Raw genomic sequence first — 24,386 nt, 5'->3', positions numbered from 1 at the left:
CCGTTCCCCGGGTGTGCGCCGGTCCGCCGGCGTACACCCGGGTTTCGCCGTGTCACCCGCATCCGGCGAGCCGCTACGGGATTCACCAGGCAGCGGGGGTGGTGCAACACGACGACGGCTCCCGGCGGGACCGGGAGCCGTCGTGTCAGTCAGTCCAGGAGTGTCGGCAGCGGAACAAGCAGCGCCGCTCAGGGCAGCGGGACCGCCGCCGAGGCGGCGCGCTCACCGGGCGGCACCTGGACCACCGCGTCCAGGAACGGGGCGGCGATCCGCTTCAGGTCCACCGGCTCGTCGCTGATGACGTACCCGGTCAACTGCCGCTCGTGCCGCCGGCCGGGCACATACCCGAGCATCAACCCGGGCCCGCTCAGGTGCGTGCCGGTCAGGACCAGGTCGGCGAGGTCGCGGCCCTCGGGGTCGTGATTGTCCTGTGACGGCACCGGGTGGAAGCCCATGGCGACCTTGAATGGGAACAGGCCCATCTTGGTCAGGTGGCCGTACAGGTTGGGTTCATCGCCCAGCGTCACCCACTTGAAGCCCTTGTCGCGGGCCACCCGCATCGCGCCGAAGTAGAGGGTGCGAGCCAGGCTGGCCCGGCGCCATTCCTCGGTCACGGCGGAGAAGCGGATGCGCACCATCTCCTCGTCCGGGCATTCGCGGACCAGGCACCCGCCGGCGATCTCCGCGCCGTCCATCGCGAAGACACCGTAGTACTTGTCCGGACCGTCCAGCATCGCGTCCCGGTAGCGGCACGCGATCGTGATTCCGTAGGTCATCTCCGCCACACGCGCGCGGTACAGGTCCAGGAACCGGTCGAGCAGCGGCGCCGGCAGGGTGTCATGGACAGTCAGCGTGAGCGCGGCCTCGGCCCGCTGGATGGACCGCCTGATGTCCTGGCGTGGCTTCGTGGCCAGCCGGGCCAGGAATTCCTCCTCGTCCGGGCCGAGTTCGGCACGCCACGACAGCAGTTCCGGCTTGTGGACGAAGCCGAGTCCGGCGAGTTCGGGCAGGAGGTCGTCCGGCGGGTGCGGCAGGCGTACCACGTCGATGTGCTGGTCGCTGCCGCGCCACGGCCGCTGCGCCACCTCCTCCGGGGCGATGTCAGCGACAGCCAGGCCGTGGTGGTCGGTGATCCGCACAGTGTCACCCCCTCGTCTCGGCCAGGACGGCCGTCGCTGGGTCGCCGACCGGCTCCGCGGCCACGTCGATGCGGTACCGGCGCGCGATCTCCGCGCATCGCTCGGCCACCTGCGCCTCGGTCGCGGCCCGGATCAGCACGATGCCGGCGTAGACCGAGGAGTCCACCGGACCGGCGAGGTGATCCCCGACCTTCGTGGTGATCTCGACGTACTCCACGCCAGGCGCGGCGCGCAGGTCGGCGGCGGCACTGATCGCGGTGACCGTGCCCACCGGCCGGGGCAGCATGTACTGGATCATGTAGTCGGATCGGGACGGGACGTTCAACTCGACCGGGTCGCCGATGGAGGTGGCGATGAGGGCGTCGGTCGTGTCCACTCCGTACTGGTGTTCAAGCTGCAGAGGGATGCCGCCGCCGGCGGTCCGGCAGGCGATCTCACCGACCAGGTAGCCGCGCGACGACTTGAGGACCTCCAGGTGGGTGACGCCGTCGGGGAGCCCCAGTGCGGTGACCACCCGATCGTGCAGGTCGCAGATCAGGTGGGCGTCGGTGTGGTCGTCCGGGAGCGTGTACGAGCCGATCACGCCACCGAGGCTGTCGAGGACCGGTGCGAGGTACCGGGAGGCGGCGGCAAACACGGCCTTGCCGTCGACGACGACCCCATCGCAGTGGAACTCGGTGTCGATGTCGACGAACTCCTCGGCCAGCATCGGGCTGTCCAGGTCGCCCAGTCGGGCCAGGGTCTCCCCGACCATGATCGACTTGGCGTGCTCGGCGTCGCGGACGACGAACACGTTCTCCGAGCCGCCGCCGAAGGCGGATTTGAGCACGTACGGCCAGCCCAGCTCGTCACCGACAGCGACGAGCTGACCGAGCGTGTTCACCCGACGGAACCTCGCCACCGGCAGCCCGGCCGCGGCGACCTTCTGCTTCATCACGAACTTGTTGGAGAACGCGTTCGCCACGTCGAAGCTCGGCCCGGGGATGCCGAAGTAGGAACGGATGAAGCCACCGGCAGGGACGCTCCACTCCGACGGGGCGACCACGTAGTCGAACGGATTACGCTCCCGGATCCGCAGGGCGGCAGCGCGTACCAGATCCAGGTTCTCGATGGTGTCGACGACCTCCAGGTCAGTGCCCGCGTCATACCAGTCGAGGTAGCCGGGCATGGAGATGACCGACAGCCGGATGTCGTCCCGTTCCTGGAGTGCGCAGCCGACGGCCTTGCGACCCGAGTTGATCAGCAGCACGTTTTTCATGTCACAGCCTCTTCCTCACGGTCCGACAAGGGCCGTGGCGTCAGCGCAGGCCGGCGCTGTATGCGGAGGTGTCACCGGCGATGGTGACGCTGGCCTGCCCGTCGATGCCGACCGGGGTCTGGCCGATGGTCGTCAGCCGCTCGCCACGACGGCGCTCCCGGCCGTAGTCGTAGATCGCGTAGTGCATGGTCGCCTGGTTGTCCCAGATGACGAGGTCACCGACGCGCCACTGCCAGCGGACGGTCTGCTCGGGCTGGGTCACGTACTCCTGCAGCAGCCGGATGAGGTCACGGCCGGCGGCGGGGGTCATCCCCACGACGCTGCGGGCGAAGCCGCCGAGCAGCAGCGCACGCTCGCCGGTCTCCGGGTGCACCCGCACGGCCGGGTGCTCCGCGACGTAGGCGGTGGACACGTAGTCGTCGCGGTGGTCCACGGTGTCGTCGGTGAAGTCGGAGTCGTTGCTGTGCAGGATGCGCAGCTCGTCGGCGAGTGCGCGCAGCGGAGCGGGCAGCGACTGGTACGCGGTGACGCAGTTCGCCCACATCGTGTCCCCGCCCACCGGCGGAATGATTTTGGCGTGCAGGAGGCAGAACGCGGGTGGGCGCTCGATGAAGGTCAGGTCGGTGTGCCAGTGGTTGGCCTTCGTGCCGTGGGCGGAGTCCATCTCGCGCAAGGCGGGACGGCGCTCCGGTGCGGCGTAGATGGGGTGGCTGAGCGTGAGCTCGCCCAGCCGCTCGGCAAACGCCTGCTGGCTGTCGTAGTCGAGGTTCTGGTCGCGGAGGAACACCACCTTGTGCGCGAGCAGGGCGGCACGGACGGCGGCGACGGCGGCGTCGCTGAGCGGTCCGCTGGTGTCGACACCACCGATCTCGGCGCCGATGTTGCCCGCGAGCCGGGTCACGGTGACGGACGATGGGGCCACGAGGGTCTGCGCCACGGTACTGCCTCTCTCTCAGATGAGTGTGGGCGTGGATTGCGCCTGGCTCGCCTGGCACGTACGAGGCCTGGCCATTGTTGCCAATCCTGCGAAGCGGGAGCACCCCTCATCGCGCCATCATCGTGACCGCATTGCCAAGATTTGGCAAGACGTGGCAACATGGCGGTCGACGGATAGCCGCGCCGGACGATTCCCCAACGGAGTCCGCCGCACCGCCAAGGCCCTGCCCGACACAGCGAGAGCCGCACCCGGCCGCGACGGCGATGGGAAGATCATGAGAAAGTTCTGGTTGTACACCGGGGCGACGGCCATCTCCATGGCCGGAAACACGTTCCTGTACCTGGCCGTGCCCTGGGCGCTGCTCGAATCCACCGGCTCCAGCCTGCTCGCCGTCACGAGCATGGCTGCCCAGACCGCGCCCTTCCTGCTTGCCCCGCTCCTCGGCGCGTTCATCGACCGGCACGACCGGCGCACCCTGTTCATCGCGGGCGAGATCGTCCAATGTGCCGCCGTGGCGATGATCCCGTTGCTGCTCCTGTTCCAACAGGTTGCCCTGGTCTTCGTCATGCTCGCCGTGATGGGCCTGGCCAAGGTGGTCTCCGACGTGGCGGGCGACTACGGCCTGATCCCCGCCCTCGTCCCCCGCGAACGGCTCGACCAGGCAGCCAGTTGGTTCAACTCCGCACAGCTCGTCGCCCGGTTCGCCGGCCCTGCCCTGGCCGGCCTGACCATCGCCGCCGCCGGCGTCACGTGGGCCCTCATCATCGATGCCGGCAGCTTCCTCGTCACCGCCGTCGCCGCCCTGTTCCTACCCAAGGTGCGCACCGTCATCGAACGCCACGGCCCCACCATGCGAGAGCAGATCCGCGAAGGGATCGCCTACTTCCGGGCCCGACCAGACCTGCGCCGGCTCACCGCAGCCGTCGCGCTCTACAACCTCGGTGCCGGCGCCGTCGAACCCACCATCCTCACGATTGGCACCAACCAGTGGAACTGGTCCCCTGGTGCGCTCGGTATCGCCGTCTCCTTCGGTGCCGTCGCCGCTGCCATCGGCTCCTGGGTCAGCCCTCTCGCACCGAACGGGCCGCACCGCCGCCACCTGCGCATCGGCGTGTGGCTCGGCGTCGCAGCCCTCGGCTCCGTCGGCCTGCTGCTCGTCGCGCCGATCCTCGTCGTCATCGCGTTCTGCCTGCTCTGCTTCGGCGAAGGCGGTGTCAATGCCACGACCATGGCCTACCGCCAAGCCGAGATTCCCGCCGAACTGTCCGGCCGGGTCAACGCCGTCATCCGTACCTTCATCACCGGCACCGTGCCGCTGTCGTCACTGCTGCTCGGCCTCACCGTCGGCCTCACCGGCTCCGTGTTCGTCTTTCTGCCCGCCGCCGTCACCGCCGTACTGGCCGTTGTCATCTGGACCAGATCGTCCACCCGTACCAGCCGGTCCACCGACCCCAGACCCGTCCGGACGGAAACCCCCGCCATGGCCCACGCCGTGCCTCAGGAAACGGTGGGGTGACCATGCCCAACGTGCTGCTCGTCAACTCCAACTGCCGCACCGGAGCCCGGCTCCTGCAGGACCGCCCCGACGTCCGGCTCTCCGTCATCACCATCGACAAGTACCGGCACTTCTACGATCCGGGCACCGACGTGGAAATCGTCGACTCCGTGGCCGACCTCACCGGCGTACGGCTCGCCGCCCTGCGAATCCGTGAGAGGCACCCCTTCGACTGGGTTGTCGCACCCTCCGAATGGAGCGTCCAGGCCGGCGGCTACCTGCGCTCCTACCTGGGCCTGCCCGGCCCCGGGTACGAGGTCGCCAACGCGTTCTCCAACAAGTTCGTGATGAAGCAGAAACTCGCAGCGGCCGGCTTGCCCGTTACCGCGTTCCGGCGGATGGAATCCCTCGACGACACGGTCGAGGCCGCCCGGCACCTCGGCTGGCCCGTCGTCGTCAAACGCGCGTGCGGCGGCGGCGCCGGTTACGTCGTCGTCGTCCGCGACCCCGACCACCTGCACGATGTCTTCGCCGACGACGGCCGCGCCGCCATGCGCACCGCACCGTTCCCCCTGCTGGCCGAACAGATGGTCGACATCGAAGCCGAATACCACTGCGACGGCGTGGTCATCGACGGTCAGGTGCGGTTCGCGCCCGTGTCCCGCTACTTCGCGCCCGTCCTCGACAGTGTCGGCGGCGTCATCGGCTCGTACACCCTGCCCGACCACGACCCCGAGGCCCACCTCATCGCCGACCTGCACACCCAGGTCGTCGACGCCCTCGGGCTCCACGACGGCGTCACCCACCTCGAAGTCTTCAAGAGCCCGGACGGCTACCTCATCGGTGAGATCGCCTGCCGCCCCGGCGGCGGCGGCATCACCGCACAGATCCGCCACCAGTACGGCATCGACCTGTGGGACACCTTCCTCGACCTCGGCACCGGCACCGGCGTTGACATCGCCCCCGCACCCCGCGACGACCACATGATCCAATACATGCTGCCCCGCCCCGCCGGCACCGTCACCGCCATCACCAGCCGAGAGGAACTCCTGCGCCTCGACTGCGTCGTCGACGCCACCATCACCACTCGCGTCGGTGACAACGTCAGCGGCCCGCTCGACTCGTCCGTCTACGCCGGCGTCGTCATCATGCGGGCCGCCACCCCCGGCGACATCACCCGCAACGTCGCCGCTATCGACGCCGCCTTCCAGATCGACGTCGTCGACGGCCGCACCACCGTCCCCAGCGGAGGCAAGGCCTAGGTGTGCGTACGCCTTGCCGAGAACCCGGCGCTGCCCGCCGGCCTGGTCCGCCGCTTGGTGCCCTACCGGCGCGGCTTCGGTGGTGGCCGTGCCGGCGCGGTCGGGCGGTGAGGATCGCCTTCTCTGGGAGGTCAGGCCGGACCGCTCGCCCAGGCCATCGCAGGTCAAGCCCTCGGCCCCATCCTGAGTCGGCTAGCCCCTCGGTCCCGATGACCACTCGCCAACGTGAGGTTCCCGAGCGGGATCACGCCGAGACCCGGGCCGCGCAGAGACGTCACCCAGCTCTGGTGCGTGCCGGTCCAGCCGCATCGGAGGATGAGGCCGGGCCCGTGGCCATGCTCGCGCAGACTGCCGCTCGATGTCGCCCGGAGCGGTCAGCTCAGCGACCGCGCAGCCGTTCGTCGTCGAAAACGATCTCGATCAGCGGGCTGTGCTTGAGCCAGTCTTCCAGGCGCTGGCGCTGGGTGACGCGCATGCGCAGACCGGGCTCGTCCTGCAGGGCGACTACCGCGGACAGTACGCGATGGCGCACCACGGGATCCTTGACCGGCACTGCCGTGGCCGGCAGGTCCGCCCGGACGCCGTTCTTGAGGTGGACGGTGAAATGCGGGTGCGCCGACAGGTTGGCGTGCCAGCTTCGAGGCACCGGCATCCCGCTGAGATACCAGCGGCCGCCGACATGGTGGAACCAGATCTCGATGCGCCTCGGGCGACCGGTGCGCCGGCCCAGCGTGGTGATGTCGATGGTGCGTGCCTCGCGCGGCGAGCCCGGACCGATGGCCAGAGCGCGCCTGACCGCGTCCACGTCGTAGCTTGTGTCTGCGGTGTCGGTCATGGTCGGCTGCCTCACTCGTGCCTGACGGAAATGGCTTGGGGCAAGTCAACCGTCACGCCGGGAGGGCTGCCAGGGGCATCCTGGCGGATCCTTGCACGATCCTGCCCGCGCGCTGGCACAGCACGGCGACGAGCCGGGCAGCCACGCAGGGGCCAACACTTCCTGCACGGCTGACATGGGCCCTGCCCCGTCCATCCAAGAGGATTGGGCAAGAGGCGAAGAGGATCATTCTTTTCGCGGGCCCGGCGCAGCGGTCTCCTGGAAGGGACACACTCCCCACGGATTCCGACGAATCCTCAGGCCAGGAGGCACACCATGAAGGTAGCCGTCGTCACCGGTGCAAGCTCCGGCATCGGCGAGAGCGCCGCCCTGCAGATCGCCCGGCGCGGTACGGGCGTCATCCTGACCTACAGCTCCAACGAACAGGGCGCCAAGGACACGGTCGCCCGGATCGAGCAGCGGGGCGGCACGGCCGTGGCGCTGCACCTGGATCTCGCCGACACGGCAGGATTCACCATCTTCCGGGAGACCGTCGCCGAGGTGCTGCGCGAGACCTTCCGGCGGGACTCCTTCGACCACCTGGTCAACAATGCCGGATTCGCCGGCATGGCGATGATCGAGGACACCCGCGAGGAGGAATTCGACCGGCTCACGGACGGCCTGTTCAAGGGGCCCTTCTTCCTCACCCAGGCCCTGCTGCCGCTCCTCGCCGACGGCGGTGCCATCGTCAACCTGACCAGCAACTCCACGCTGCCCCAGGTGACCGCGCCGGGATACTCCGTCTACGCGGCCCTCAAGGGCGCCGTGGCGGTGCTCACCCGCTACATGGCCAAGGAGTTCGGTCCCCGCGGCATCCGCGTGAACTCGGTCGCACCGGGAGCCACCGTCACCCGCTTCGCCGACGACGCGTTCAGCAAGAACCCGCAGATCATCCCGGAACTGGCGAAGACCTTCACCCTCGGCCGCGTCGGCGAGCCGGACGACATCGGCATGGTCATCGCCATGTTGGTCTCCGAGGAAGGCCGGTGGATCACCGCCCAGGACATCGAAGTATCCGGAGGCCAGAACCTCTGAACCACTCCTGCCGTGAGCTGTGAACCACGCCAAGCCCTTCCCATCGACACACGCCGCCCACGGCTCACTTTCCGACGGGCCACGACAGCCGCCCTGCCTGCCTGCAGGCTCATGAATGTGTGCCCATTCCTGCCCGGCCAGGGATCCCGTAGGCAGGTTCGTGCAAAATGGATTCATGCCTGCCCTGGACGAAATGCGTGAGCTTCTCAACCGGCATGCGCGGCCCGACATGAGCACGGCGATCGATGGCGTCCGGGTCTGCAAGTTCACCCATCCCAACGCGTCGGCGACGGGGATGTCGGGGACAGTGCTCGCAGTCATCGCCCAGGGCGGCAAACGCCTCGCCCTGGGCGAGCGCCTCTACGAGTACGGGCCCGGCGAGTACCTGATCGCCTCTGCCGACCTCCCCGTCACCGGCCATGTCCTGGACACCGGGCAGCCCACCCTCGGCTTCGGCATGACTCTCGCTCCCGCGGCCCTTGCTGAGCTCCTCCTGGAAGCCGACCCCCGAGACCTGCCGGCCACCCCACGCACCGCATCACCCGGCATCGCCGTCTCCACGGCCTCGCCTTCACTGCTGGACGCCATCGTGCGCCTGCTGCGGCTGCTGGAGCAGCCCGCAGACCGCAAGATCCTCGCTCCCATGGTGAAGCGGGAAATCCTCTGGCATCTCCTGCGCGGCGAGCAGGGAGTCGCCATCCGCCAACTCGGTCTCGCCGACAGCGGACTGGCCCATATCAACCGCGCCGTGCGTCAGATCCGGGAAAACTACGCCACCGCCTTCCGCGTAGAGGACCTGGCGGAGATCGCCGGGATGAGCGTTTCCGCGTTCCACCGCAACTTTCAGACGGTCACAGGGATGAGCCCCATCCAGTTCCAAAAACGCATCCGCCTGCAAGAAGCACGGCTCCTGCTCGCCAGCCGCCCCTCAGACATCACCGGTGTGGGCCTCAGCGTCGGCTACGACAGCCCTTCCCAGTTCAGCCGTGAATACCGCCGCATGTTCGGCACGCCGCCCAGCAAGGACACCCAGCTCCGCACTCCGCCAGCGGAACTCGCCACCGCGCTGCCCTGAGCTCGACCCTGTCGAGGATCTTGGTGTTTCCCCATGCGGCGCATCTCGCCCACGACGGCCGTCCTCAACCAGCACCACGTTGGCTTGGCTAGCCGCCGAACCGGCGCGCCCAGCACCGCATCTTTAGCAGATAAGCACCGTCGCGGCGGCGGCAAGCAGCCGGCCAGGTGGTAATGGGCCCCCACGCTATCCGCGGGGGCCCATTACCTGGCGACGTAACCTTCGCCATCAGCGTCGGCGCCGGCCGCCTTCAGGTGGACCGGGACGAGGCGGAGTTCAACCAAGACCGCCTCGGGCGGTTCGGGCCCCGAGCCGGGACATCAGGACGGCGGTCCGATCCATCGCAGCACCTGCGTGTGCTTCCTACCTACTGCCACGAACGAACGTTTGCGCGACAGAGCCTCATCCGACGTCCGGTCGGTGCGGTCCACTCCTGCGGGCGCTACGAGCGGGCGAAGCGCTTGGTGGCAGGCGCACCTGGTCTCCGCCGCAGGTTGCAATTGATCAGAAGAGGCGGATCGCGTCCCACTTCCATTTAGCCTCTACGGGCACGGTGAGGTTTCCGATGAAGGCCCCGAATCCGCCGCTCGTGTTGGCCAGCGAGGTGTTCATGTTGATGTGGCCATCGCCGTGGTAATACATGGCGGCGAGATCGGCCCGTCCGTCACCGTTGTAGTCGCCGCTGATCGTCTTGAATGAGCCCCAGCCCCACGAGTTCGTCGGGAACGTGTAGCTGGCAGTGAACGCCCCGAACCCACCACTGGCGTTGCCCAGCGAGGTCAGCACGTCGATCGAGGTGTCGGTGTTGCGTTGGAGCATGACCGCGTCATCGCGGCCGTCGCCGTTGAAGTCACCGCTGTGCAGCAGGACCTCGGTCCACTTCCGAGTGGGGCTCGCGGGAACGGTGGCGCTGCCGGCGAAGGCGCTGAACCCACCGCTGGTGTTGGCCAGCGCGGTCTGCATGCTGAGGTGGCCATCGCCGTGGTAATACATGGCGGCGAGATCAGCCCGTCCGTCACCGTTGAAATCGCCGGTGATCGGCTTGAACGAATCCCACGTCCACGACTTCTGCGGGATCCTGTAGCTGGCCGTAAACGCCCCGAACCCACCACTGGCGTTGCCCAGCGAGGTCAGCAGGTCGATCGAGGTGTCGCTGTTGCGGTGGACCATCACGGCGTCGTCGCGCCCGTCACCGTTGACGTCACCGCTGAGCAGCCGGATTCCGTCCCACAACCGACCATCGCTCGCCGGGATGGTGAGGCTCTGGGTGAACTCGCCGAAACCACCGCTGGTGTTGGCCAACGCAGTGTGCATGGTGATAACACCAGCGCCCTGGGCGTACATAGCGGCGAGATCGGACCGCCCGTCACCGTTGAAGTCCCCGGTGATCGTCTTGAACGAGTCCCAGCCCCACGACTCCTTAGGGATCTTGTAGCTGCCGTTGAACGTTCCAAACCCGCCACTGGTGTCACCCAGCGAGGTGAAGAGCTCGATTGCGCCGTCGCCGTACTTGTACAGCATCGCGGCGTCATCGCGACCATCGCCATTGAAGTCGGTGTTCCGGTCGTTCGCACCCACCGGGGCGTTCGCACTCACCCAGGAGGCCAAATCATCGACCCGAGTCTCCACCGCATCACGGCGAGTCTCGGTCTCGCCCAGGCAGCCGCCCTGCCACGACGTGCGGTGCAGGGCGACCAGTTGAGGCTGACCACCGACCATCCGAACGGCCGGACCACCGAGGTCACCGCGGCAGATCGTGGCCTGACCAACACCGGCGATGCCCAGGGTCCCCGCATCCACGCTCTGCACCGAGAAGGCGCCGGCGTGCAACTCGTCCGGTACCCACTCAGTAGCGGTGCGTCCGAAGCCAGCCACCGTCAACTGCTCACCGACAGTCGGCGCGCTCGCGCCCAGAGGAACCGGAGTAACTGCCACACGGCGGGCCAGCCGGACCAGAACCACGTCCCGGTCCGGGTGTGGTACCAGCCGGAGAGCCGATACGACAGCGCCGGTCGTCGTGGTGAGGTCGCTTCGGCCGACGGTGACGGTCGTCGGCTTCGGCGGCACGCCGGCCGTGACCGGCTGGCCGTCAAAACCGAAGCAGCTCTTCGCGGTGAGCACCCAGTACGGGTTGACGAGGGCACCACTGCAGCTGCGGAGACCAACTCCGATTTCGAGCTTGGCAGCGAACTGGAACGAGCCGTCGGTGACGGCAGTCCCTGAACTAACAGCTTGGGAGGGAACGGCGTTGAGCAACCCCGCAGCCAGGACGGCGATCAGCGGGCCGGCACTTCGGGCTGCCCACCGACGGTATGACGACGACACAGGCGATCCTTTCTGGATCTGCAGCGAGGGCAGAGACGGAAGCGCCAGCGCATTCGCGGTCGGCGGGTCGGATGTCAACCCCTGGAGCGACGATGCCGCGACGACCGCAACGACCAACACAATTCGTCCGCAAAGGCCCCCGGGTCCTTCATGGACGTCAAGGCGGCAAGGCCTTGGCAGGCCACCGTATGTCAACCGAAAGCAGCACGTTGCCCAGGATCAAGTGGCCTATATCACACCAAGCCGCCCTTGTGCTGACCTCTGGCAACCGGCTGACTACACCATGCCATCCGAGCTGCGGAGCCGACGATGCGCACCGCGAGTGGTGGCCCCGCTCAGATCTCGACCAGCCGTCGCGGCCCCCTAGGGCTCGGCCGCGACCCGGGTCCACTCCGACCGTAGCGGTGAATAGTTTCAGTGCCTGCCCGGGTGGTAGCGCGTCGAGGGTCAGGACTGCGGCTCCCGGCAGATCGGCGATCAGCCGGCGACTCGTGACCAGGGTGGGACAACCTGCGCCTACCGGGATCAGCGGGTCGCACCTGCGCCACGTCGAAGGCATCGTCGAGCAAGACGAGAAGCCGTCGGTCGGCGACCGCTGATCGGAAGCGCGAGGACAACTCGTCGAGCGTGCCCCGCCGTACGTCAGCGTCGCGGTCGACCGCCCCGCCCTGGAACAGCTGTGCGCCACCACCAGCGCCCGCCACCGGCTCACCGCGCGTTTCCACCTCACCGGCGATCCCCGACCGCTGCCGGCCGCGCACGAGACAGCCTTACTGCGTATCGCCCAGTCCGCCCTCGCGAACACCGTGCGCCACGCCGAGGCCACCACCGCCGACGTCACCCTCAGTTACCTCGGTGATCACGTCGCCGTGGACATCGTCGACGACGGACACGGCTTTGACCCGCACCGACTTCCCGCATCCGAAACACGCAGCGGCGGATACGGCCTGCCCGCGATGCGCGCCCGCGTCCTGGCCCTCGGCGGCACCCTCACCCTCGAGTCTGTCCCGGGCCACGGCACCGCTCTGGCAGCCCAACTGCCGCTCGCCTGCTCGAGCGACCACCCCGTCAAGGCGACCTCATGACCGACGTCCCCATCCGCCTGCTGCTGGCCGACGACCACCCCATCGTCCGTGCCGGTCTACGCGCCGTACTGGAAACCGAACCCGGCATCGAAGTCGTGGCCGAAGCCGCCACCGCCGAGGATGCCGTGGCCCGCGCCGACCAAGGCGACATCGACGTCGTGCTCATGGACCTGCAGTTCGGTAAAGGCATGAACGGTGCCTAGGCCACCGCAGCTATCACCGCCCGACCCGGCGCCCCCCGCGTACTGATCGTCACCACCTACGACACCGACGCCGACACCCTGCCCGCCATCGCAGCTGGCGCCACCGGTTACCTACTCAAAGACGCCCCCACCTGAAGACCTCGCCGTCGCCGTCCGCACCGCCGCAGTCGGCCGAACCACCCTCGCCCCGGCCGTCGCCGACCGGCTCATGAACCGGCTACGCGACCCCAGCACCACCCTGACCCCCCGCGAAATCGAAGTCCTCACCCTGGTCGCCGAAGGCCTGTCCAACCACGCCGTCGGTGTCCGCCTGCACCTCACCGAAGGCACCGTCAAATCCCACCTCGCCCGCATCTACACCAAACTCGGCGTCGACTCACGCACCGCCGCCATCGCCACCGCAACCCAACTCGGCTTCATCCGACGGTGACCCAGACACCACGGAACCCCGCGAGCGGTCCCACCGTTCCACATCCTCGAGCGACTCGGTGCCAACCGCGGGCGGCGTCTCACACCCGCATTGCCCAACGATGCGCATGGATGACGAACCTGGTTGCCGACCCCGGTAAATGGAGGGGGTTGGGGGACGGTTCAAAACCCCATAGACAAACTTAAAGCCTTGACCAGCGTTTCCGCTGGCCAGGGCTTTTGTCTGTCGGGACGGCCGGATTCGAACCGACGACCCCTTGACCCCCAGGACGCTTCGCCACACGTCCACGCACGTCACACGCAATCCCCAAGATCGGGCCGTTCGACCGACGTCGTAACGCGCACCATCGCACAGGCCGTGTGGTCCCTACATGGTCCCCGGGACGCCGACACGTTCGATGACCAGCCCACGGTTAGGAAGTGTGAACACGGCCAGGAAACGCGCGACAATAACCTGGCTTGACCTGCGCTGCCACGCTGGCCGCCACGTCCAGGAGCTGACCGCCGTGGCCCACCCCAACGGACACACGACCGGCACGTGAGCACGGGTCGACTGTCAGCTGGGGAATCGCACGAGATCGGCTAGGAAAGCAGCCGGACGCCTGCTCAACGCGGTCCCGCGCGGCCTGGTTTGGCCCCCGATGACACTACAATGTGGCCCGTGATGGCCGGCCTGTCCTCCCATCCGTAGCTCGGCGAGGCGGTCCGGACTCGTGCCTTGCAGTGTCGGCGTCGGCCCCTGCTCGTCTAGGGCTGGACGTCGTTGGAAAGGTTGATCCGGATCTCCGTGTTGCGGTATCCGGCGCGACCGAAAGCGGCCGCCATAGGCGCGTTGCCCAGGTCGGTGGTGGCGGTGATGCGCGACTCCCCGTTTGCCGCGTGAAGGCGGGTGATCTCGGCGAGCACCTCGTCCACGTAACCGCGCCCGCGGAACTCGGGCACCACCCCGAGATAGCCGACGTTCACGTTGTACGGCGTCGCGGAGGCAATCGCCATGCCCGCCACCTCGCCCTCGCGCGTGTATGCGATCCGCCACCACTCCCGCTTGCCCGGTGCCCTGAGGTAAAAGTCCATCTCTTCGCGCGCGGTCGCGTCCACACCCTTGGCGACCAGGTTCGCACGGGTCTGGGCATCCAGGCTGCCTTCGGCGATCCTCTTGAACACCGCGAGGAACTCCTCGTCGGAGGCCTCGGCGAACCGCAGCCTGCCAGCCGCGGGGGGCACCCCGTCGGCGGGTGCCCACTCGAACTGCAGCCGCTCCACCTCCCGGGTGAGGCCCGCCGCGTGCGCCGCCGCCCGCCGCCACTCCACGGCCGCCGAGGTGGCCGGATCCTCGCGCCAGCCACCGGCGACCTTGATCTCGTACTGCACCGGCTCCGGGAACCCGGCCAGCGCGGCCCTGATCAGCTCGGCGGCAATGGCGGCACGGTCGCCCACGGCAGGATCCACGTCGAGGCAGTCAAGCGCGACCGGGTGCGGGCTGCCCTTTGGCCCCCACCACAATGCCCGTCCCACGACCTGGCCGTCGTGCTCGGCAATCCATGTCCATTCCGGCCGATACATGTCCTCGGCCAGTTCGGCCAGGTAGCGGTCGGCGGGGATCCACCCAACGGGCTCGGTCACGATCCACGAGGTCACGCGATCGAGGTCCGCGGGGGCGGTAGCGCGGTAGGAGATCACGTGCAGAGGCTAGTGGAGCTCCACACCACTTCGCAGGGGCCGAGGCTCCGACCGCCAACGTCAGCACGGTGGCCAGCGCGGCCGTGGTGCCCATGGTGTTTAGAGTGGCGGTGCTGCTGGCGACGGTAGAAGCGGATCTCCTCGTCGGGCAGTCTCCGACCGTCCAGCCTCCCGGGACGGGACAAGGTGGAGCGCCTCAACAGCCGAACGACCTTGGCCCCGTCCCGGGAGGCTGGCAGCCCTTGTGGTGCCCAGCGAGGTGATCCGCACCCGGCTGATCTTTGAGGAGGGCCGGGGTCGGGGCGGAGCCCCGAGGTCTTCACGGTCTGGCAATCCCGACGTGTGGCCGGCCGGCCGGGCCGATGCCGGCCGGAGGTCGCCAGCAGGCCGGGGCCGGGCCGGCGCGGCCCCCGGCCGGTCAAAGCAGCGGCGTCGGCACACCGCAGCATCGAGGGCGCCGGCGTCGATACCGGTCAGTACCCGGGACAGGGTCCGGTCGTCGGGCACCCGCCGGGCAACGGTGAACGCGTCGCGGGTTGTACCGAGACGATCCCACGCCGCGTCCGGCAGGTCGGCGGCCCATTTGACGGTCTCCACGACGCGGGTCGATCCCGAAACCACCGCCGCGATCGCGATCGCGAGCAGTCCCGGCAGCGGATGGATCCGGCCGCGACGTCCCGTGGGTCCGGAACCCGGGCGAGGGCCTGCAGCAACCCTGGCGTGTCCTGTTTCGGAAGCGGCGAGATGCGCCGCTGCACCGATCGCGACTCCGGCGTGACATGACGCCTTTGATAAACAGCGTAAGTCCCGGCTACCTGAAAGGCATTGATCGAGGTCTTGACTCTATACGCCGCCCTGCTCATGATTTACTGCGGCGGTTCAACAGTGAGGGTCAATTTCATGACGCAGGTAGAGCCACCGGCAGGAGGTCCCACATCAGCCATCACGCTCAGCGAGCCTGAAAAAAATGGCCGACTCGCGCGTGCCAGCTCAGGCACGAGGGATTGGCTGACACGTGGGGCCCATCGGCGGGAACTGAGCATCGCGGGCCTCGGTTCAGTGCTCCTCGCTGTCGCGATGATCTGGCTGATTCCGCCGTACGCGGTTCGCGTGGTGAGTGCGGGCGCCAAGACTGTGCCGATCGCCGACCCGGCCCACACCATCGTCGGTGACCTGGGTGACCCGACGGCCCAAGCATGGCTGGTGGGATGGGGTGGCCACGCTCTCACCCACGGCCTGCGTGGCCTGTGGGATACCAACGCTTTCTATCCCGACAAGTACGGCCTAGCCCTGAACGACAGCCTGCTCGGCTATGCCCCGGCAGGGCTGATAGGCAACGGTGTAGTCGGCGCCGTGCTGCGCTACAACATCCTGTTCGTGCTGGCTTTCGCGCTCGCCTTCCTCGGCGGCTACGCGCTCCTTCGCCAACTTGGCGCGAATAAGGTCGCCGCCGCGGTAGCCGGGGCCGCCCTCGCCTACGCGCCCTGGCGCTACGGCCACGACGGCCATTTGAATATCCTCTCCACCGGTGGTATCACTTTGGCCCTGGCGATGCTGGCGCGCGGCCACGGATTCTCGTTCACCCGCGGCTACCTTGCCGAACGAGTCCGGCCGGGATGGGCGTTCGCTGGCTGGCTCGTCGCGGCCTGGCAGGTCAGCCTAGGCTTCGGCGTGGGGCTGGGATTCGTATACGTCCTCTCCGCCCTCTGCCTGATCACACTGATAGCCTGGCTGATCCACCGCCCACGCCTTGGCCTGCGGCTGATCGTCGGTGATCTGATCGGCGGGCTGGTCTTCACCGCGGTGACCGGATACTTCGCGTACGCGTACCAACACGTGCGCGAGCTCAACCCAGATGTCACCCGGGACTGGGACTACGTCGCGTACTTCTCCCCCACACTGCGCGGACTTCTCGTGGCTCCGCAATCCTCGCTGCCCTGGGGCACCCTGCACAACGACGCCCGCACCGCTCTTGGTGGCATACCGACTGAGAAAGCGCTGCTATGCGGGTATGCACTGTATCTACTGGCCTTCGCCGGCCTGTTTCTATCCCGCTGGTCAGCGGTGCAACGGCTTCTGCTGCTGTTTGGGGCGGTCGTCGGAGTGTTGTTCGCGCTGGGCACGAACGGGCCGATCTACCGCCTGCTCTATCTTTACGTGCCCGGGTTCGATGGATCCCGTACACCAGGGCGGTTGATCTTGTGGCCCACTCTCTGCCTGGCCATCCTCGCGGCCGGCCTGGTTACCCACCTGGCCGAGGTGGCTCGCAGGGGCGCCAAGCCGAAATGGTCGGTGGGAGCGGCACGGCTACTGACCGTTCCGTTGCTGGTCCTCGTGCTAGCTGAGGGCCTGCCTGACCTGGGCCACCCCCAAACCCCAGCCAAACCGGCCGCGATGGCGCTAGCCTCCGCGCACGCTCCGATCATGGTATTGCCGTCCGACGACGGCATCGACCTCCACGTCCTACTGTGGTCGACCGACGGTTTTCCCGCCATGGTCAACGGTGCGGCCAGCTACACCACACCCAACCGTCAGGCGATCCGCGACGTTATGACGACCTTCCCCAGCGAGCCGGCCTTGGATCGGTTGCACCAGCTCGGCATCCGCAGCGTCGTCCTGCTGCGCGACCGGGTCCAAGGCACCCCATACGAACCACTGCTTTACATCCCCGACGTACCCGGCATCACCCGCCATGACGTCGGGCCAGACGTGGTTTACACCATCGACACCAACACGAAGTGATGTTGGGCGTGTCCTCGCCGTGGTGCTTCGGCCTGGCCGGCATCCAGGACGAAGACCTGATCCGGTATCACCGGGATTCGGTGGGCGATCGAGGAGTGCTTCCAGACCGCCAAGACCGAGGTCGGCCTGGACCACTACCAGGTGCGTCGATACGACGCTGGTACCGCCACATAACGCTCGCTCTGTGCGCCCACGCCTACCTCGCCGTCACCGCCGCCCACGCCAAAAACGGGGTGCCGAATCCGATCACGGCCTCATACCCCTCCCCCTCGGCGAGGTTCGACGTCTCCTGGCACACCTGATCACCACCAACGTCCCATGGACCACACAGATCGATGGCCATGAGGGCGACGCCGACACCAATACCGCGCCAAAACAGCCCACTACCAGCGAAGACTCCAACTCCACCAGGTACGGCTGGCGTACTACGGCCAGGAACAGGGGCCAACTGGCGGTCCTGCCGCAAATCGAAGGCTCATCCGGCCGCCCGACGCAGCGACAGCCGACGACGTCTGCAGCGCTTGACGCGCAATCAAGAGCAGAACTGCCGCTCCATCCAGGACGCAGATGAAGCGGCAGGTCAGAGCGTTGTGCAGCAGGTACGTCAACGGCCAACCATCCACGCGGTTACCGCCAACAAAGATCATCCGTCACCGGATGTTACCGCCGACACCTGGAAGGATCTTCATCCTTCCAGGTCAACCGGTCGGGACGGCCGGATTCGAACCGACGACCCCTTGACCCCCAGGACGATTTGCTGAGCATTTCGGCACGTCACGCACGCTATGCGCATAGTCAAGCCGTTCTCTCGAAGGTGTACCGCTTAGCATCGCGCACCACGTGCGGTCCCCCGGTCCTAGATGGTCCGGTCGGCCCTCCGATCCGTAGCCTCGGCCGAGCTGTCCAAAACGGTCCGGCCTCCGGCGTTCGTGGTTGGCCCTGCTCCTGCAGGCGTTTCGTCGTACCTCATGGTCCGAGGGCTGTTGCTGTCAGCCCTGGCACCCGATCCCGGAGACATCAGCGGTTCACGAAGCCGGGGTAGGCGTCCACGCGTCCATCGAGCCGCTGCACCATGAGCTGGTCGCCTTTGCGCCAGATCGCCTCGCCGGGGTACACGAGGACCGGTTGATCCAGGACGAAGTGGCCCCAGCGGTCAATCAGCGTGAGGCGGTCGGCCTGCTCGCGGAACGATGGACTTCTCCTTTCGGCCGTATTCATGCTTGACAACATCGGCCAGGCGGCAGAGGGGCTCAACATCTGGCCTGACGAGTCCTGACCGGGATTACCGTGACCTACGAATTACGAGATCAAGTTGCCCGCCCCAATGACCTGGGCGCATGGGGTCTGACAGCGGAATGCCTATCGACATCTCACACCACTTCCCCGCCGTCGTCGACCTCTTGCGAACTAGATGCGGACTGATGCCCGCCGCGCTCGCGTAGCGGCTTGACGGTTACCGGCGCAGGGTCTCTACTAGTCGCCGTGGTGGATGGAGCCCAAGTACCCACGCCGAGGGACACCCCCGCGCAGGAGCCAGGTCCTGGGCTCTCGGCAAGTGGGTACCTCACCGACCGGCTCGCCCAGTACCAGTCCTGGTACGACAAGAAGGCGGTGAAGGCGAAGGCTACCCACCTCCGAACCCGCACGGCTGCCGTAGTCGGCGGTTCCCTCGTCCCAGTCCTCGTCAACCTCGACTTCCCCTACGCCCAGGCGGTGACCACCGTTGTGAGTCTGATCGTGGCCGGGGCGGTGTCGCTGGAGAGCGTGTTCCGCTATCGGGAGCAGTGGAAGAACTACCGCTCGACGGAGCAGACCTTGGGGCACGAGAGGATTTACTTCCTCACGCGGACCGGGGTGTACACCGACCTAGACGATGTCACAGCCTTCGCAAACCTGGTCGAGCGTGTGGAGGCGACCATCGCCAATGAGAATGCTGCGACCTTGAGCGTCATGACCCAGGTCGGCTTCGCTGGCGAAGACGGGCAGGCGGCGATCGAGCGGCAAGGCAGCAGGCAGTAGCCCTACCGCCCCGGGAGGGCAGGGGTCGAACCTGTCGCCTTGGGATCAGAGCGCGTTTGGTATCTGGGTCGGTCGGGTGTGTCGCACAGTGAGTCCGGTCGATGGGTAGCTCGGTCGGTAGGCAGGCATGGATCGATTGCGACGGTAACCGTCTGACCTGACCGACGCCGAGTGGGAGATCATCGAGCCGATGCTGCCGTCTCCGCAGTGGATGGGCAGACCAGAAAAGCACGGGCGCCCGGCAGTCATCGACGCCATCTTGTACGTGGTGCGCACCGGCTGCCCGTGGCGGTATCTGTCGGTCGATTTCCCACCGTGGCAGACCGTGTACGCGCACTTCACCCGGCTGAACAACCGGGGCGTGACCGAGTGGATCCTGACCGAACTGCACGAGGAGGTCCGCCTGGCTCGCGGCCGTCAGCCGGAGCCAACAGCGGGGATCATTGACTCGCAAAGCATCAAGGGCTCCGACACCGTGCCCCGCGATTCCCGCGGCTACGACGCCGGCAAGAAGATCAACGGCCGGAAACGTCTCATCGTCACCGACACCCTCGGCCTCCTGGTCACCGTCTGGGTCCTCGCCGCATCCTGGCAGGACCGCGACGGCGCCAAAGGAGCCCTACTCGCCACCTGCGCAGCGACCCCCATCCGGCATGTCTTCGCCGACACCGGCTTCGCCGGCCGCCTCGTCGACTGGGCCCGCGACCTGCTGCGCACCACCGTCGAGATCGTCCGCGAACCCGCCGACCAGCGCGGCTTCGTCGTGCACCCCCGTCGCTGGGTCGGGGAGCGAACCCTGGCGTGGATCACCGCCCACCGCCGCCTGGCCCGCGACTACGAGACCTACCCAGCACATCCGAGGCCATGATCCGATGGGCCGCCCTCGGCGGCATGCTCCGCCGTCTCACACGAGGCGAACCCGCCACCCGCCAACAACGCCGCATCTTCAACACACCCGACTGACAGCGATGCGAAACGCGCTCTTAAAGGCTTGCAGTGCGAGCGCGCAGAGATTTCAAGCGTTCAAGGTAACTTTGGGAACACCTGGGACCTCCCCTGACAGCTCTTTGAGGTGAGAACTTCACCGAGGCCGCCTTAATTTCGCTCGAGCGGGACCGAAGCAATTTTTGCCCTGATTAGCTGGCTTGCCGATTTGAGTAGCTGCTCCGTTATGGGGTCCGGAAAGTTCAAAGGTTGACGTTGTTCATCCTTCACGATTTCCCGGACCCCTGCTTCCATAAGCAGTTCGAGGCCAAGCAGGCCTCTTGCCTGGCTCACATCCAGGCCCGAATCCGCATCGAGCCACGCAGCCAATAGCGCCTCACCAGAGCGAGTTCCACCGTTACGAGCAGCCCAACGTGCGGCATCAAACTCGGCCGGTCCGATGTACCCGCAAGCGTCGAGAATCCAAAGCTGCCCACTGTCGACATCGCGGACTACGTTTCCACCACCGAGGTCACCATGCAACAAGGTCGGATGGGTGCTCACACACAATTCCTGAACCGTCTTCTGCCAATCCTCGGGGACGGGATAGCCGTGCAGGCTCAGGCTGACGAGAACCTTGCCAAGATGTTTGCCGATCGCCAAGTCAAGGCGTTGCAACTTCGCATGGATGTCTGGCGTCAAGGCAAGCTCAGTTCTCCCGACTTGGTGCGCCTGAGCCATCTGCACGGCGAGTTCGTTGGTCGTATCGAGCAACTGGCCCGCACTTAACTCTGGCGGAGGCCTATGCTCAATTGCGAAAGGCGCCATTACCAGCCAACTCGTGGGCATGTCACCTGAGTCTAGAACATTGACAACGCAGACTCCCGCGCGGCGCCAGAGCCGTTGAACCAGCGCTTCGCCAGGACGCAACCGTCCATACACCTTCAGCACGACCGGTCCGCGCGGGCTGTCGAACAGCAGCAGAAACTGTGGCTTGGCCTTAAGGTAGCCCACTGGACCGAGAAACCGCCCTAGCTGAAGTGCAGCACGTAGCCTCGCGACCTGCTGCCGCGCTTCTCGTATTTCTTCTTGTTCGGCAGCGTATACGCCCTTGCCGCCAGCAACGCGACGATCGAGTCTATCGATCTGCGCCGCAATGACGCTCTCTAGCCGCAACTCTTCAGCGATGGAACTAGCCACACCGACGTAACGATCGAACATAGCATCGACGGCATCAGGATAGACCCCGTCCGCACGGCGGCGCGCTTGCGGCGGTAGGTCGATGGACCTGATGATGGTGCGGCGGGCATGACCCCGGCCTTTGACAAGCGCGAGCAGTTCTTCCTGCTGGCTGTCGAGCCATCGGCGGTTCTCCGCCTGATCTTCAGGGCTCGGGTGTGAGGACTCAACGCAACCGATTCTGTAGGCGGCGTAGTCGAGCACCTCGTCCGTCAGGGTAAGCATGACGACCGGATCGGGGAAGTTGGCCACGTCGGCCCTTGCGACGGGCGTCAAGAGCGGCTCCGGGTCGTCGGTCGCCCAGACCATCGGCCCGGCAGTTGGTGATTGGTCGCCTAGCACCGCATGTGCGACACCGGCGACTGATCTCTTGAAGGCCGCCGACGGCAGACCGCGCAGGCCAGCGCGAGCCTGAAGACGTGCCATTTGATCGAAGGTGCTGAACCCGTATTGCAACTCGCGGGCCAGCAAGGCGGCGACATCAGGCGCGCCGGCGTAGTAGACGCCGGTGACGAGGAGGGTGGCGTCCTCCGTGGGCCATGGTGCCAGCGGCTCTGGTGGACGCATTTCCAATAGACCGGGATACAGCAGTACGTCCGCTTTGCCACGGAAAATCGGTAGAGCCAGCTCGGTGGAGTGCTCCCGGGTCACCGGCAGCATGACGCCGTTCATGACCTCATTGACACGGGCACTCACCTCCGCCACGGAGGTCGACGGTTCGGATACATCTGCAAAGCCGGCCAAATCCTTCGGCAAGACATAGATCTGATGCTGGTAGACGCTCTCCCGACGATCGAGACCTCTTCCGATCGAAGCCACGGCGACCACCGGGCTTTCCGGACAACCTGAGTTTGCCTGAGTCAGCAGCTCACGCAGTATCCGGACCGCAACGTCCACGCCCTGAGCGCGCGGACTGCTACCCGCCATGCCCAACAGATGCGCGAGCGCCAAGACGTGCTGCTGGTACAGCCGGGTGTTTAGGTCCCGGGCCGCGGCTGCTTCTAGGAACGCCGTCGGTGGCGGGCCCGAGACGTGCGCCATCTCTACAGACAGCGCGGCCATATCTTCGCCGAGAAACTCGGCGATCTTGGCGATGGTGCTCTTACTACGCGGGCGCCGGTCCGGGTGAGCCTTGTAGTCGTAGTAGGTCGCCCGGCTCATCTGCAGCTGCCCCAGCAGCTTGTCGACCGAAAATCGGTTCCTCTTTCGGGCGGCTTCAAGACGCTCGAACCAGCCGAGTTGATCTGTCATGTGACCTCCGCGGGATGAAGTGTCCAGAATCTCCAGACACTAATTTGTACAGTTTCGGAGTACTGCCGTCCATGCCTATCATACAGATCGGCATCGATTAGGGGGCCATGCGTGGCGACGAAAGATCCACATCTCGATCTGGCAGTCATGACCGCTGTCCGTTTGGTCCTTCAAGCCGAGCGTGAGCAGCGGCGCGCTTGCCGGAAAGCACACCTGCAGGCCGCGGCCAAGATTATCTCTCTGACACTCTTGACCGGCCTGACCATGTGGGCTGCGGTTGCTGGAAACGCCGATAAGCCGCTCTGGGCGACTCTCATCGTGGCGGCGGCTACCGCTCTTGGGGCGCTCACCGCTCTAATGTCGCTCATCAACAGGCGCAAACGGTGACAACAAGAGCTGTCCAGCCATATTCAATATCGGAAGCGCCGAGGTTCGCAGCCAATATAAGCTTGGCCGATCACCTGATGGATGGAGCGTGCTAAGGAATAGTCACAGCTCGTAATCCGAGAGCACGAAGACCAACTACACCACCCTTGTGCGCTCCCACATCATCGGCGACCTCGACGATTTGTCGTCCACATTGCCCGTCAACGGCAGAAGCCCCGCCCCCAGCCATCCCGTCGGCCTTCGTCCGCACTCCGTGGAGTGGGTGGGGCCTGCCCGGTCAAGGTGGAGCACCCCTACTGGCTGAACGACCTTGACCGGGCAGGCCCCACCTGCTCGGCTCTGCCCGGACGAAGGTTGCCGGGATGGCGCCAACCATCCTAGGCCTGAGCGCCCCGCCGGAGGCATGCCTTGGTCGCCTTCAACATCGAAGCCCCGGATCTGCCATCACCCTGGCGGCCCGGGGCTTCTTCGTATGTCGCGCCGCCGGCGGGGCTGCAACCGTTCGGGGTGCGCCCGTGCGCTTGCGCTAAGGGCGCGGGGTCCCCGAGCGGCGACCTGTTTGGGTCGGCCACTGGTCGGCGGCGCGAGCGGCCTGCGAAGCGGGCCGCCTTGACAACTCCACAGCGCACCAACCACGGACGGATCCAGGACCGGTTGAGGTCAGGTCAGGCCGCATCTGGAGCCGCAATACGGGCAGTACGCACGTTTTGCGTTCGAAACGACCCCGGCATCGCACTTTTCACAATGACCGTGTTCCCACAAGCCTTGGTCAATTCCAAGGCCACCGTTGTAGTAGTCGCGGTCGGGCCAGGCGACCAACTCCACCTCAAGACCTGGCTCGTCCTCATAGTCGGTCGCTTCAGCCAGGACCAACGCCGTTCGAATGCCGTATGGGTCCTCGGTGTACTGCGGCAGGACACGGCGCAAGACATCAATGAGCTCGTGCACCGGTAACGCCACGAGTCGCTCGGCGATGCGGGCCCGATCTTCATCCGTGGTCACGAGACGGACCATACGCGGCGCTTCA

General features: G+C 66.7%; 19 protein-coding genes and 2 pseudogenes. 11 read left to right on the top strand and 10 right to left on the bottom strand.

The window, feature by feature from the left end; translation table 11 throughout:
- Positions 1-188: 188 nt before the first annotated feature.
- The 3 genes from HNR22_RS00380 to HNR22_RS00370 are packed head-to-tail and all read right to left on the bottom strand — an operon-like array spanning position 189 to position 3,298.
- Positions 189-1,139, bottom strand: coding sequence for a GNAT family N-acetyltransferase (locus HNR22_RS00380; RefSeq protein WP_179778475.1), 951 nt, complete (start codon positions 1,137-1,139; stop codon positions 189-191).
- Positions 1,140-1,143: 4 nt separating this feature from the next.
- Positions 1,144-2,397: an ATP-grasp domain-containing protein gene (locus tag HNR22_RS00375; RefSeq protein ID WP_179778474.1), complete on the bottom strand. Its 1,254-nt coding sequence runs from the start codon at positions 2,395-2,397 to the stop codon at positions 1,144-1,146.
- 40 nt (positions 2,398-2,437) lie between these two features.
- Positions 2,438-3,298, bottom strand: a complete 861-nt coding sequence (locus HNR22_RS00370) for a TauD/TfdA dioxygenase family protein (protein WP_197699617.1) — start codon at positions 3,296-3,298, stop codon at positions 2,438-2,440.
- A 55-nt stretch (positions 3,299-3,353) separates the two neighbouring features.
- On the opposite strand from HNR22_RS00370, the gene HNR22_RS00365 reads away from it, so the two are divergent.
- Together HNR22_RS00365 and HNR22_RS00360 are read left to right on the top strand one after the other, a co-directional pair.
- Positions 3,354-4,850, top strand: a complete 1,497-nt coding sequence (locus tag HNR22_RS00365; protein ID WP_179778472.1) for an MFS transporter — start codon at positions 3,354-3,356, stop codon at positions 4,848-4,850.
- Positions 4,851-4,852: 2 nt separating this feature from the next.
- Positions 4,853-6,091 (top strand): ATP-grasp domain-containing protein, encoded by a 1,239-nt coding sequence (locus HNR22_RS00360; RefSeq protein WP_246381032.1) that lies wholly within the window; start codon positions 4,853-4,855, stop codon positions 6,089-6,091.
- 379 nt (positions 6,092-6,470) lie between these two features.
- On the opposite strand, the gene HNR22_RS00355 is transcribed toward HNR22_RS00360, so the two are convergent.
- Positions 6,471-6,926, bottom strand: coding sequence for a nitroreductase/quinone reductase family protein (locus HNR22_RS00355; RefSeq protein ID WP_179778470.1), 456 nt, complete (start codon positions 6,924-6,926; stop codon positions 6,471-6,473).
- Between the two features lie 315 nt (positions 6,927-7,241).
- On the opposite strand from HNR22_RS00355, the gene HNR22_RS00350 reads away from it, so the two are divergent.
- A complete protein-coding gene (locus tag HNR22_RS00350) occupies positions 7,242-8,000 on the top strand; it encodes an SDR family NAD(P)-dependent oxidoreductase (RefSeq protein WP_179778469.1) in 759 nt (252 codons plus the stop codon).
- A 175-nt stretch (positions 8,001-8,175) separates the two neighbouring features.
- A complete protein-coding gene (locus HNR22_RS00345) occupies positions 8,176-9,075 on the top strand; it encodes an AraC family transcriptional regulator (protein WP_179778468.1) in 900 nt (299 codons plus the stop codon).
- A 504-nt stretch (positions 9,076-9,579) separates the two neighbouring features.
- Here HNR22_RS00345 and HNR22_RS00340 read toward each other — a convergent pair.
- Positions 9,580-11,520, bottom strand: a complete 1,941-nt coding sequence (locus HNR22_RS00340; protein ID WP_179778467.1) for an FG-GAP-like repeat-containing protein — start codon at positions 11,518-11,520, stop codon at positions 9,580-9,582.
- 686 nt (positions 11,521-12,206) lie between these two features.
- On the opposite strand from HNR22_RS00340, the gene HNR22_RS00335 reads away from it, so the two are divergent.
- Positions 12,207-12,485 carry an ATP-binding protein gene (locus HNR22_RS00335; protein WP_425488035.1) on the top strand — a complete coding sequence of 93 codons (279 nt, stop codon included), beginning with the start codon at positions 12,207-12,209 and terminating at the stop codon, positions 12,483-12,485.
- A pseudogene (locus tag HNR22_RS00330) lies at positions 12,482-13,118 on the top strand (response regulator). Before HNR22_RS00335 ends, HNR22_RS00330 begins: the two are co-directional and overlap by 4 nt.
- Positions 13,119-13,864: 746 nt before the next feature.
- Here the strand turns inward: HNR22_RS00330 and HNR22_RS31785 are convergent.
- Both HNR22_RS31785 and HNR22_RS31965 read right to left on the bottom strand, forming a co-directional pair.
- Positions 13,865-14,797, bottom strand: a complete 933-nt coding sequence (locus tag HNR22_RS31785) for a GNAT family N-acetyltransferase (RefSeq protein ID WP_343059621.1) — start codon at positions 14,795-14,797, stop codon at positions 13,865-13,867.
- Between the two features lie 99 nt (positions 14,798-14,896).
- Positions 14,897-15,418, bottom strand: coding sequence for a hypothetical protein (locus HNR22_RS31965; RefSeq protein ID WP_425488034.1), 522 nt, complete (start codon positions 15,416-15,418; stop codon positions 14,897-14,899).
- Positions 15,419-15,874: 456 nt separating this feature from the next.
- Between HNR22_RS31965 and HNR22_RS00315 the strand changes: the two genes are divergently transcribed.
- Together HNR22_RS00315 and HNR22_RS00310 are read left to right on the top strand one after the other, a co-directional pair.
- Positions 15,875-17,539 (top strand): hypothetical protein, encoded by a 1,665-nt coding sequence (locus HNR22_RS00315; RefSeq protein ID WP_246380540.1) that lies wholly within the window; start codon positions 15,875-15,877, stop codon positions 17,537-17,539.
- Positions 17,540-17,605: 66 nt separating this feature from the next.
- Positions 17,606-17,841 (top strand): annotated as a pseudogene (locus tag HNR22_RS00310) (IS701 family transposase); the annotation flags it as partial.
- A gap of 715 nt (positions 17,842-18,556) precedes the next feature.
- On the opposite strand, the gene HNR22_RS00305 reads toward HNR22_RS00310, so the two are convergent.
- Entirely contained in the window at positions 18,557-18,757 is a 201-nt protein-coding gene (locus HNR22_RS00305; RefSeq protein ID WP_179778466.1) for a hypothetical protein, read from the bottom strand.
- Positions 18,758-18,985: 228 nt separating this feature from the next.
- On the opposite strand from HNR22_RS00305, the gene HNR22_RS00300 reads away from it, so the two are divergent.
- A complete protein-coding gene (locus HNR22_RS00300; RefSeq protein WP_218906093.1) occupies positions 18,986-19,558 on the top strand; it encodes a DUF4231 domain-containing protein in 573 nt (190 codons plus the stop codon).
- A gap of 157 nt (positions 19,559-19,715) precedes the next feature.
- Entirely contained in the window at positions 19,716-20,426 is a 711-nt protein-coding gene (locus HNR22_RS00295) for an IS5 family transposase (protein ID WP_281374215.1), read from the top strand.
- A 227-nt stretch (positions 20,427-20,653) separates the two neighbouring features.
- Here HNR22_RS00295 and HNR22_RS00290 read toward each other — a convergent pair whose 3' ends face one another.
- A complete protein-coding gene (locus tag HNR22_RS00290; protein ID WP_179778465.1) occupies positions 20,654-22,972 on the bottom strand; it encodes a hypothetical protein in 2,319 nt (772 codons plus the stop codon).
- Between the two features lie 111 nt (positions 22,973-23,083).
- On the opposite strand from HNR22_RS00290, the gene HNR22_RS00285 reads away from it, so the two are divergent.
- Positions 23,084-23,359, top strand: coding sequence for a hypothetical protein (locus HNR22_RS00285; protein ID WP_179778464.1), 276 nt, complete (start codon positions 23,084-23,086; stop codon positions 23,357-23,359).
- Positions 23,360-24,019: 660 nt separating this feature from the next.
- On the opposite strand, the gene HNR22_RS00280 is transcribed toward HNR22_RS00285, so the two are convergent.
- On the bottom strand, positions 24,020-24,361 hold the full coding sequence (locus HNR22_RS00280; RefSeq protein ID WP_179778463.1) for a hypothetical protein: 342 nt from the start codon (positions 24,359-24,361) through the stop codon (positions 24,020-24,022).
- Between the last annotated feature and the right edge of the window lie 25 nt (positions 24,362-24,386).

Source organism: Micromonospora jinlongensis (assembly GCF_013410645.1).
Lineage (GTDB): Bacteria > Actinomycetota > Actinomycetes > Mycobacteriales > Micromonosporaceae > Micromonospora > Micromonospora zamorensis.
This window is presented reverse-complemented; position numbering and strand designations above follow the sequence as displayed.